This window comes from Ferroacidibacillus organovorans (assembly GCF_001516615.1).
GTDB lineage: Bacteria > Bacillota > Bacilli > Alicyclobacillales > SLC66 > Ferroacidibacillus > Ferroacidibacillus ferrooxidans_B.
Genome location: NZ_LPVJ01000011.1, coordinates 113,688 through 124,074 on the forward strand (window position 1 = coordinate 113,688; position 10,387 = coordinate 124,074).

Consider the following 10,387-nt stretch of genomic DNA (forward strand, 5'->3'; position numbering starts at 1 on the left):
GGCATGAAAATTGCTTACCTCCTTGCAAGGTCGTTGATGACGAAACGATGGCGCAAGGGGGATTTTTTGTGTCTGATCCATACGGTATAAGGCGTGTGCTCGAACCGCGCGGCGCAATGCCGCAACCCGCGTGGCGGCTTGACGCCACACCGGTGTGCAGGGAGGATGAAGTGCTGATTGATGTGTCGGCGCTCAATGTGGACGCCGCGTCGTTTCAGCAAATCGTCGCGGATGTCGGCCGTGACGAACGTGCTGTTTCCGAGCGCATCATGTCCATCATCCGTGAACGCGGGAAGCTTCATAACCCAGTTACCGGGTCCGGGGGGATGCTGCTTGGCACCGTGCGTGAAATCGGGCTGAACTATGCGAATCGGTCGGGTATTGCGCCAGGGGATCGCATTGCCACCCTTGTCTCGCTCTCGCTCACGCCGCTTTACATGGAGGAAATTCACTCGATTCATCTGGATACAGGCCAAGTTATCTGTCGCGGCACCGCCGTTCTCTTTTCTAGCGGGCTGCTCGCGCGCCTGCCGAGCGATTTGCCTGAAACGCTCGCGCTCGCTGTGTGTGACGTGTGCGGGGCGCCAGCGCAGGTGGCGCGCATCTGCCAACCGGGGCAAACGGTGGCGATTTTCGGCGCAGGCGGCAAATCGGGGATGCTGTCCGCCGTTCAGGCACGCCGAAAAATCGGCGAAAAGGGGCGACTGCTCGCGTTTGAGACTGCCGAAAAATCAGCGCAAGCGCTGCGCGAACTCGGTTGTGTTGACCATGTCGTGGTGGCGGACGCGCGCGACCCTGTGCAAACGCTGAACGCGATGCTGGATGTGACGGGCGGTGCGCTTGCGGATGTCACCATCAACTGCGTAAGCGCACCTGGCACGGAACTTGCTTCCATTCTGGTGACCCGCACGCGCGGGCTGGTTTACTTCTTTAGCATGGCGACATCCTTCACAGCGGCTGCACTCGGGGCGGAGGGTGTCGGCAAAGACGTCGACATGCTGATTGGCAACGGATACGCAGAGGGGCACGCAGAGCTGGCGTTTGAACTCGTGCGGGATGAACCCAAATTGCAGGCTGTCTTTGCAGCAAAACTGGCACAACCAACCGGGGGAGGAACACCACAATGAGCCTTGCGCCACACGAGATTTTGTACGGGAAAAAACAGCGACATTTTCGCGATATTCCGCTCTATAAGGACGTTACGGATGAGCAGTGGAACGACTGGAAGTGGCAACTCACGCACACGATTGATACCATGGAGGATCTCGCGCAAGTGGTCAATCTGACGCCTGAGGAAAAAATCGGCGTATCGCGCGTCAAGGAGTCCATTCCGCTGCGCATCACGCCATACTACGCGATGCTTATGCACCCGGATGATCCGAACTGTCCCGTGCGTCTGCAGGCGGTTCCGCTGTCCCATGAGATGTCCCGCTCGCCGTGGGATATGGAGGACCCGCTCGCAGAAGACGAGGATGCTCCCGCGCCCGGTCTGACGCACCGCTATCCGGATCGCGTTCTCTTTTTAATCACAAACCAGTGCTCGATGTACTGCCGTCACTGCACGCGCCGCCGCTTTTCAGGCGCTGTCGGACACGCGGTGCCAAAGCCGCAGCTCGACGCGGCGATCGATTACATCCGCCGCACACCAGCGGTTCGCGACGTGCTGCTCTCTGGCGGTGATGGGCTGCTCGTCAATGACAAGATCCTCGAATACATCATCTCAAGCCTGCGTGCGATCCCGCACGTCGAGATCATTCGCATCGGAACGCGCGCGCCCGTCGTTTTCCCACAGCGCATCACAGAGAACCTCTGCAACATCCTGCGCAAATACCACCCGGTGTGGATCAATACGCACTTCAACCACCCGGATGAGATCACGCCGGAGGCAAGACTTGCGTGCGAGCGCCTCGCTGACGCAGGTGTGCCCTTGGGCAACCAGACGGTGCTGATGCGCGGAGTGAACGATTGCGCGCACATCATGAAAAAACTGATGCACGACCTTGTCAAAATTCGCGTCCGCCCGTACTACATCTATCAGTGCGACCTGTCAGAGGGGATCAGCCACTTCCGCACGACCGTCTCCAAAGGCCTTGAAATCATGGAACAGTTGCGCGGCCACACGTCTGGCTACGCTGTTCCCACCTTTGTCGTCGATGCACCGGGGGGCGGCGGCAAGATTCCGGTCATGCCGCAATATCTGATCTCGCAAGGGCACAGCAAAGTGATCCTGCGCAATTTTGAAGGGGTCATCTCGGTCTACAACGAGCCGGTCTACGAGGATCAAGGGTGTCCGCCGACGTGCACACACAACCACGAAGAAGAGGCGATCGGCGTTGCGAAGCTGCTTGCCAATCAGGCGCTGAGCCTTGAGCCGAAGGGCTTGCACCGCGCGGCGGGCCACCAAGGTGAGGGCGCAGGGCGGCAGGCGCTTGCCAATCAGGCGATGCGTGGCGGGACATGGGATGGCGATGCGTAATGGATGAAGTGTGTGATGTGATCATTTGCGCGCGACGCCAAACCTGTGCGCAGTGTTTGCGATGCGCGGCATGCTCGCGGCACGCGACGTGATGATGGAGATCTGGGCGCGGGCTGAGGCGATTGGCGCACGCGCGCTGGCCGTGGTCGGCACGAACAAGCATGCCGGGAAGACGACACTGCTTGGCGGGCTGCTCCAGTGCGCACCCCGCGCGTCGCTTGCGCTTGTGAGCATTGGCGTTGATGGCGAGCGGGCTGACGTGATCTTGGGTACGCCAAAGCCGCAGATCGTCTGCCGACAGGGGACATGGGTTGCGACGGTGATCGCGGCGAATGCCGAATCGTCGGCAGCCGTGGCGTGGCACGCGCCAACATCGGTCACCTCGCCCTTAGGTGAGGTGTGGATCGGGCAGACGCGCGCCCCCGGTTCGGTCGTTTTGGCAGGTGTGCGGCAAAAGGAGCAGTTGCTTTCGCTCAAGGCACAGTTTTTTGCGCGAGGTGCGGCTTATGTGCTGATCGATGGCGCGCTTTCACGGATGGCTGCGGTCGATCCGGAGCTTGCCGATGGTGTCGTTCTCGCGGTGGGAAACGTGCACGGCTCGCTCCAAGAGACGGTTGCGGTCGCAAAATCTGCACTTTTGCGTCTGGGCCTATCCGAACTTGAGCCGGAACTCGCGCGGCAACTGCCGGATCTCTCATCTGTAAAAGGCCTTGTCGCATGGGCGTCTGACCGTTACGGTGAGTCGCTCTGGGGCGATCCAATTTTCTTGCCTGAAGGCAGTCTGCTCACGGACGATTTAGAGCGAGACTTTCGTGTATCGGATGCGCACAGTGTGTTTTATTGCGGCGGCGCCGTAACGGACGCATGGCTTGCGCGCGTCGCGGCGCGAAAGCGTCCACAGGTAGTGATTGTGCGCAGTGCCGCCCATCTCTTTTGCGGCGATGAGACCATGCGGCAATTTACGCGTGGTGGACACCGACTGCGCGTCTTGAGGTCTGTTCCATTGCTTGGTGTCGCGGTCAATCCGACGACGCCGCGCGGCGGGCAGCGCCTTGAGCGCGGCGCGCTGATGCGCGCGCTTGAGGCAGAGGTGGATGTCCCTGTAATCGACGCGATGGAGGTGGATGCGTGTGCGCTTTACGACGGCTGAGACAGATGCTTACGTGGCGTGGGAAACGCTGCAGACGCTGTTTCCGACGCGAACGGCGTGCGGCGCGACGTATCGCAGCGCACGTGGACCGTTTTGCCGGGGGGATGAAGACGCGTGGCGGTGCGATCAGGCAGACGCGCGGGCGCTTGATGCAGCGTTTTCCTGCTCGCTGCCTGAACGCGCGCCGCTTTACGAGCGTCTGGCAGAGTTGCTCGATCAGTTTCCCGATACGGCAGCGGCGTGTGCCGCTGTCGCGCAAGGGCGCACACTCTCAGAGGCACAACTCGCGACGCTTCATCGCGCGATTCATTTGGCCATCGGGCTTGACACTGCGTTGGCACAGGTGTCCCTGCGCTTTTCTTGGTGGGACAGTGCGGCGGCGCAACCGTTCATTCAGCTTGTCGGCGGCGGGGATTCCGCCTTTTGTCTTGATGCGCTTGACGCCTCGCTCCGTGCGGCGTCGGATGCATCCGCGCGCGCTCGCCTGGCGCTTGATCAAGTGAAGCGAAACGTGAGTCGCGCGCTTCACGACGCGTACGGCCGCGCCATGCGCCGCGACGGCACGCTGATCGCGCCGCTTCATGCGCGCGCGAAGCAGAGATGCTTTGTGATCCGCGCCTGCGACTGCGCCTTACGACGCGCGAAGAGCGGGTGTATGACGTGGTGGAAGATGCCGCACAGGCGCGCGCGACGGCACAACTCGACGCGTGCGAAGGGATCGTTCGAGGGCTGCGCGCAGAGGTGTGCGCGCGCGTCTCAGGGACCCTCGCGAAAGATTCGCAGGCGCTTGAGGCACTGATGGTACAGATTGGGCGGCTGGATGATCTTTTCGGACGTGTCGCGGCAAGGCAGCGCGCCGGGTTTGTGTGGTCAGAGCTTGGTGACGCGCCGGAGCTTTGTGCAGGTCGCCCCCCTTTTTATGCAGCGTTTCAACCTGTGGATATCGTGCTCAAAACGCGTGTCACGCTGCTGACCGGGATGAACATGGGGGGGAAGAGCGCTGCGCTTCGGACGCTTCTCAGCGCGCAACTGCTGCACCAGTGGGGCGCGCCTGTGTTTGCCTCGGCGTATCGCGCGCCGCTCTATATGGCGCTGCGCTATATCGGCGGAGACCAGCAGGCGCTTGACGCAGGCATCTCCACGTTTGCAGCGGAGGTGCTTGCGATCAAGGAAGCGCTCGCGGGGGAAGATGTCTTATTGTGCCTGGATGAAGTGGGTCGTGCGACGAATCCGCAGGAGGGGGAGGCGCTGCTATTCGCGATCCTGCAAAAGCGTCAGACGGCGCGCAGTGGCGTCACTTTTGCAGTGACGCATTTTTCGCGGCGCTTGCCGGGTGCGACGCACCTCACCGTGCGCGGGATCAGCAAAGAGGCGCTTGCGATGTGTCACACGCCAGAGGATCTCAGGGCGCATATGGATTACCGGTTGACTACGGCAACGGGGACGGAACTGCGCCAAGGGATCGCAGTCGCCGCCTGGCTTGGGCTTCCCGCGGCGCTTGTCGCAGAGGCGGCGAGGTTTATGCACGGGGATGGGCAGAGTGAAGATGTGGAGGGGATGCTGGGTGCCGACTGCGAAGATGATGCTTGCGGAAGGGAAGATTGAAGAAGCGCGCGCGGAGGCGTCGCGCATCGCCGAGGATGTCACACGCTATATTCGCAAGCGTTCGACGGTGGCCGTGGAGCGCACGGTCTTGCGGTTGCTCGGAGTTGACGGCGTCGATGAGGAAGGCGTGCCGGTGGCGAACCTGATGGTCGATCAGGTGCTAAAGCAGGGGAAGTTGGCACACGGGGTCGCTCGCTACTTCATTCAGGCCTTGGCACAAACAGGGGGCGATGTGGCGACACTGTGCAGTGATGTGGCGCGCGGCGATGCAGACATTCTCTCGTTTCAAACGCTGCCAGAAGGAGAGATTCGCGCGCGCGGGGCGCAGTTGGCAGCCGCGGCGCTTGCGCGGATCGCGGCGCAAACGCACACAGCGCGAGGCGTATCCGCGCCGTCTCTCAGGCGGGCAGTCGCCGCTTCTCTACGTGATTGTCGCGACAGGCAATATCTATGAAGATGTCGTGCAGGCGCGCGCTGCGGCGCGACAAGGGGCGGATATCATCGCGGTCATCCGCAGCACTGGGCAGTCGCTGCTTGACTATGTGCCGTTTGGGGCGACGACAGAGGGCTTTGGCGGGACGTACGCCACACAGGAGAACTTTAAAATCATGCGCGCGGCGCTCGACGAGGTCGGTGAATCGCTGGGGCGCTACATCCGTCTGTGCAACTACTGTTCGGGGCTTTGCATGCCAGAAATCGCTGCGATGGGGGCGCTTGAGCGGCTTGACGTGATGCTCAATGACGCGCTGTACGGCATCCTTTTTCGCGATATCAACATGCAGCGGACGCTTGTCGACCAATCATTTAGCCGCATGATCAACGCGTATGCCGGGATTATCATCAACACGGGGGAGGACAACTACCTCACTACGGCAGATGCAGTGCAATCCGCACACACCGTGCTTGCGTCACAGTTGATCAATGAGCAACTGGCGTTTCGCTCAGGACTTCCGTCAAGCCAACTGGGGCTTGGGCACGCGTTTGAGATGGACCCGGAGATAGAAGACGGACTTCTTCTCGAGTGGGCGCAGGCGCTGATGGCGCGCGAAATCTTCCCGGAAGCGCCGCTCAAGTATATGCCCCCGACGAAGCACATGACGGGCAACATTTTTCGCGGCCACGTGCAAGACGCGTTGTTCAACCTGGTTGGCGTGGCGTCGGGGCAAGGCATCCAACTGCTTGGCATGATGACCGAGGCGATCCATACCCCGCTGATTCACGATCGGCAGCTTGCGCTCGAAGCGGCGCGCTATATTTTCAATAATGCGCGCCATTTGGGCGATGAGTTGATGTTTAACCCGGAGGGAAAGATGGTGGCGCGCGCGCGCCAGGTGCTGGATGAGGCGCTTGATCTTTTGCGCGATGTGCGGTCAAAGGGCTTGTTTCAGGCGATTGCAGAAGGCGAGTTTGCGGATGTGAAACGAACCCTTGAGAGTGGCAAAGGGCTGCGCGGTGTGGTGCTGCGTGAGCAGGATTACTTCAATCCGCTGGAAGATGCGCTGCGCGCCGCGCTAAAGCTTGATGAGGCAGACGCCGGCCATGTTGCGCGGGAAAGCGAGGAGATCAACGCGTGAACGATCTGATGCGCGTCAAGCCTTATGGCGATACGCTCCATGACGGTGTTGTGCAGGTGAGCTTTTCGCTTCCGGTACCTTTTGGTGAAGAGGCGCGCGAGTGTGCCCGACAGGTGGCGTCGGGCATGGGGCTGCTTGAACCGCAGGTTGTGCACATGGCGGATCTGGGAGAGCAGATGAGCTTTTTTGTGCTGTATGGCAAGGTCGCGACGGAGGTGGATTACACGTCGATTCGCGTGCCGAAAGTGGAGAGCCCCGTGCTCTCGTTCGTCGAGGTAAACGCGCTCATCCGCGAGAAGATCAAGCGCAAGATCGTGGTGATCGGCGCTTGCACGGGGACGGATGCGCACACGGTTGGGATTGATGCGATCATGAATATGAAAGGATACGCGGGAGAGTATGGGCTTGAGCGGTATCCGGAGATTGACGCGTACAACCTGGGAAGTCAGGTGGAGAATGAGGTGTTGGTGCGCAAGGCGCGCGAGCTGAACGCGGATGCGATCCTGGTTTCGCAGGTGGTGACGCAAAAGGATGTGCACATCCCCAATCTCGGTGAACTCGTCGACATGCTGGAGGCGGAAGGCTTGCGCTCAAAGTTGATTCTTATTTGTGGGGGGCCGCGCATTGGCCATGAGCTTGCGCTTGAGCTCGGTTATGACGCGGGATTCGGACCGGGGACGCTGGCGCCTGAGGTTTCTTCGTTTATTGTTCACGAGATGATCCGTCGCGGGTTACAATAGAGGGAGTGACTCGCGAGGAGGGTTTTTTATGCGCATCGAGTTGTACAGCCAGGCAACCTGAGCGCGCTGTCAGGCAGCCAAGGTTTGGCTTGGATCGTTGCATCTTTCGTTTGACGTGATTGATATCTATCAAGAGCCTGAACACATCGCGCTTTTGCGGGATCAGAAGATGGAAACATTGCCGGTGTTTCGCATCGGCGAGACGTGGATTCAGGGGTTTGATCGGATGAAGCTGCTCGCCGCGATCGCGGCGCAGTGGGAAAGCAACCGATGAAGCGGGTGTTTGGGCGAGATGAAGAGCGATGATAAAGAGCGACGATGGTGATGAATCATGAGATGGATTCCTATCGCTTCCCTGTCCAGTTCGCTGTTTGCAGGTATCTTGGGGACAGCGTATTTTGTCATTCCTTTTTATAGGAATTCTTCACAGACGCCAAGTATTCAAAATGCGAAAAGGGACCAAATACAACGTGTGCGAAACAGATTGACTCAGACTGCGCCAGTTCATCCCCAGGCATCACCTATCGCTCACGCAGCTCCACCGGCACATCTTTTGGAACCGTCAGTTACACCGGGTTTCGTACCGCCTATGCGTAATGGAGGTTGGCAATTCCCGTTTCTCGATCACGGGATGTATCATGTCACCAATTTGTGGTTGAAAGATCTTGTGTACATCCATGGTGTTTGGGAGGAGTAATTTGTCTTTTCGGGCACCTCCATCAAAAACCCCGCGCAGGGTGTTATCGGTGAATTTCTTGTTAACACGGATCAATTCAAGACATGGACCCTACCCAATCCTTTCAGGGGAGCTGTTCATATTTCTGGCGTGAACGGTGATCGAATCTCATTTTCAAGCGCGAACACCAAAGGGACACTCAACGTAACAACGGGGTTATTTCAAAACGCCCAAGTGCGATAAGAGGTACAAGCTTGTCCCGCATCGGAGTCGAGTTGTGCAGCGCATTGATACATCACTTGCCAACTCCGATAAAACGATAAATTTCTGTAGAAAATTTCTCGGCTTCCTCCGCGTGAGGAAAATGTCCGCTATTCTCGAAAATGATGAGTTCCGTATGCGAATTTTTGTGAAGGTAGGCGTGGATCTGATCCAGGCTCATCACGTAGTCGAATTTGCCCTTTAGGAGTAATGTAGGATGGTTTGGAATATGAGTTAAAAGCGATTGAAAAATGGCGCCCTCTTCAAATAATCTTTTTTGGTGCATACCAGCTTTGCCCCAATCTTCATCCGACAGAGAGGATCGTTTTACGATATCCTCAAAGAAATTCGCTTTTATACTGTGGACATAGAGACGGTTTCTATGATCGCCTAAGCCGTTTGTCAGGTCCGTAAATTCCGACCATAGTTCTGAAATGGAACGCTTAGATGTCGCAAAGATTAGATTCATGCAAGCTAATGACATATCTAGGTTTCCCAGTATGGCATACTCGGTTGCTGCACCTTGCAGTAGTGATCGTGCTGATGAAGCTAAATCAAAAGTACCATTTTCAAAAATAAGTTTGTCCACGGATGATGGATACGCATTAGCATAAAGCACGCCTAGATATCCACCAAACGAATGCCCTAATACGGTCCACTTCGAAATGGATAACGACTTTCTTATTTGTTCTATATCTTCAATTAAACGGTTGATGCCAAAGGAATCCGCATCAGTAATCGCGGGTGATCGTAGTACCCCCCGTTGATCGAATGTGATCAAGCGCACGTTTTCAATTAGATAATCCTGCTGGTATAAGACGAAATCATACGAACCGGTTCCCGGTCCTCCATGGAGATAGAGTAGTGGTGGAGCTGATTTTTCTCCAAAGTCTTCAACAAAAAGATCGGTCATGATGAATCCCCTCTCTGGCAAATGAGGAAACGAATGGTCGGGTATCAGTGTTCTCCACGTAAATATCGTATCGATTCATCTATATATTCCGATATTTTATTACGGCGGCTTTTATAGTTGCTCACGTTATCCAGCAATTTTTGATCGTATGCATGCGCCAGATTTGCGATATAGTTCAATAGACCCTCTTGGTTCGTTTCTTCAATATTGGATAGTTTAATTGACGCAGGTAGGTGTTCACTGTGACCCAATCGATGGATGTTTGTTTTTTCTCGAATGTCTCTTTCAATCATTTCAAGAGTTAGATACTCTCGGATTAGATCAAGGAGCAAATGCATTCCTATCAAATTGTCTTTGCGTGCGAATTTCTTAATAGCCATGGTGAACTTGAACCACGTTTTGTTGATCTCGTTCTCATAAGGGGAAAATGAAAGATCTGACTTCGCTATACCCATGACAGCTTTTGTAGGAATCTCGATGTGTCCGTACACGACCGTGAATGATTGATCTTTGAGTGCTTCGATAGAGGTCCATTCATTATACGTACAAAGACTTGAATCCAATAGATGAATGGACGATTCATATTCAATTGCAGTCCTATAGAGGATGGATTCTAATCCACGATATATCTCGCTTCCCAAGATATTCCCAATAGGATTGTGCGCGTGAATGAATCTGTCTTCATTGATTTCTATTTTCGGATGAAGAATCATCAAAATGTCTGTATCTGACCATAAATCTACTTGAACTCCAGTTTGTTGAGAACCTCTAAGAACAATCATGAGTTATGCAGTTGCTGTATAAATTTGGATCTCTATTTTTGTGTAAAGTTTATGAAATCACAATAAAACTATTGACATTTCTGGTACACCCCAAAAATCGACGAGAAGGCATCTAACGGCCTATCTCTTAGCGATGTGGGTGTGAACCATGGCTCGTTTATGTAAACCTGGATTCAAAGAACTCTCGTCTTTCAGTCGTGTGGGTGGCGC

11 protein-coding genes are annotated in these 10,387 nt (G+C 56.2%); 9 read left to right on the forward strand and 2 right to left on the reverse strand.

The features are described from left to right. Nucleotides 1–68 precede the first annotated feature (68 nt). The 9 genes from ATW55_RS05190 to ATW55_RS16255 all read left to right on the forward strand — a co-directional run bounded on the left by ATW55_RS05190 (nucleotide 69) and on the right by ATW55_RS16255 (nucleotide 7,819). Nucleotides 69–1,127, forward strand: coding sequence for an L-erythro-3,5-diaminohexanoate dehydrogenase (locus tag ATW55_RS05190; protein ID WP_235587005.1), 1,059 nt, complete (start codon nucleotides 69–71; stop codon nucleotides 1,125–1,127). Next, nucleotides 1,124–2,476, forward strand: a complete 1,353-nt coding sequence (gene ablA / locus ATW55_RS05195) for a lysine 2,3-aminomutase (RefSeq protein WP_082685563.1) — start codon at nucleotides 1,124–1,126, stop codon at nucleotides 2,474–2,476. The genes ATW55_RS05190 and ablA overlap by 4 nt, the downstream gene beginning before the upstream one ends. A 25-nt stretch (nucleotides 2,477–2,501) precedes the next feature. Further along, nucleotides 2,502–3,626 (forward strand): hypothetical protein, encoded by a 1,125-nt coding sequence (locus ATW55_RS05200; RefSeq protein ID WP_067713490.1) that lies wholly within the window; start codon nucleotides 2,502–2,504, stop codon nucleotides 3,624–3,626. Next, nucleotides 3,607–4,425 (forward strand): hypothetical protein, encoded by an 819-nt coding sequence (locus ATW55_RS16700; protein ID WP_067713494.1) that lies wholly within the window; start codon nucleotides 3,607–3,609, stop codon nucleotides 4,423–4,425. The genes ATW55_RS05200 and ATW55_RS16700 overlap by 20 nt, the downstream gene beginning before the upstream one ends. A 179-nt stretch (nucleotides 4,426–4,604) precedes the next feature. Next, the gene (locus ATW55_RS05210; RefSeq protein WP_268753367.1) at nucleotides 4,605–5,231 is read left to right on the forward strand and encodes a MutS-related protein; all 627 of its coding nucleotides are present in this window, start codon (nucleotides 4,605–4,607) and stop codon (nucleotides 5,229–5,231) included. Then, entirely contained in the window at nucleotides 5,191–5,685 is a 495-nt protein-coding gene (locus ATW55_RS16990) for a lysine 5,6-aminomutase subunit alpha TIM-barrel domain-containing protein (protein WP_268753365.1), read from the forward strand. The genes ATW55_RS05210 and ATW55_RS16990 overlap by 41 nt, the downstream gene beginning before the upstream one ends. After that, a complete protein-coding gene (locus ATW55_RS05215; protein ID WP_268753366.1) occupies nucleotides 5,576–6,805 on the forward strand; it encodes a lysine 5,6-aminomutase subunit alpha TIM-barrel domain-containing protein in 1,230 nt (409 codons plus the stop codon). The genes ATW55_RS16990 and ATW55_RS05215 overlap by 110 nt, the downstream gene beginning before the upstream one ends. Next, nucleotides 6,802–7,545, forward strand: a complete 744-nt coding sequence (locus ATW55_RS05220) for an OAM dimerization domain-containing protein (RefSeq protein ID WP_235587006.1) — start codon at nucleotides 6,802–6,804, stop codon at nucleotides 7,543–7,545. The genes ATW55_RS05215 and ATW55_RS05220 overlap by 4 nt, the downstream gene beginning before the upstream one ends. 97 nt (nucleotides 7,546–7,642) lie before the next feature. Beyond that, the gene (locus ATW55_RS16255; protein WP_160327168.1) at nucleotides 7,643–7,819 is read left to right on the forward strand and encodes a glutaredoxin family protein; all 177 of its coding nucleotides are present in this window, start codon (nucleotides 7,643–7,645) and stop codon (nucleotides 7,817–7,819) included. Between the two features lie 697 nt (nucleotides 7,820–8,516). Here the strand turns inward: ATW55_RS16255 and ATW55_RS05225 are convergent. Continuing rightward, the gene (locus ATW55_RS05225) at nucleotides 8,517–9,395 is read right to left on the reverse strand and encodes an alpha/beta fold hydrolase (protein ID WP_067713502.1); all 879 of its coding nucleotides are present in this window, start codon (nucleotides 9,393–9,395) and stop codon (nucleotides 8,517–8,519) included. A 44-nt stretch (nucleotides 9,396–9,439) separates the two neighbouring features. Then, a complete protein-coding gene (locus ATW55_RS05230; RefSeq protein ID WP_067713505.1) occupies nucleotides 9,440–10,177 on the reverse strand; it encodes a hypothetical protein in 738 nt (245 codons plus the stop codon). Nucleotides 10,178–10,387: the final 210 nt, after the last annotated feature.

What these genes read in the sequence shown, in the direction of transcription:
- ablA (WP_082685563.1), top strand. Translation starts at nt 1,124, where the DNA reads ATGAGCCTTGCGCCACACGAGATTTTGTACGGGAAAAAACAGCGACAT.
- ATW55_RS05210 (WP_268753367.1), top strand. Translation starts at nt 4,605, where the DNA reads ATGAACATGGGGGGGAAGAGCGCTGCGCTTCGGACGCTTCTCAGCGCG.
- ATW55_RS05225 (WP_067713502.1), bottom strand. Translation starts at nt 9,395, where the DNA reads ATGACCGATCTTTTTGTTGAAGACTTTGGAGAAAAATCAGCTCCACCA.
- ATW55_RS05230 (WP_067713505.1), bottom strand. Translation starts at nt 10,177, where the DNA reads ATGATTGTTCTTAGAGGTTCTCAACAAACTGGAGTTCAAGTAGATTTA.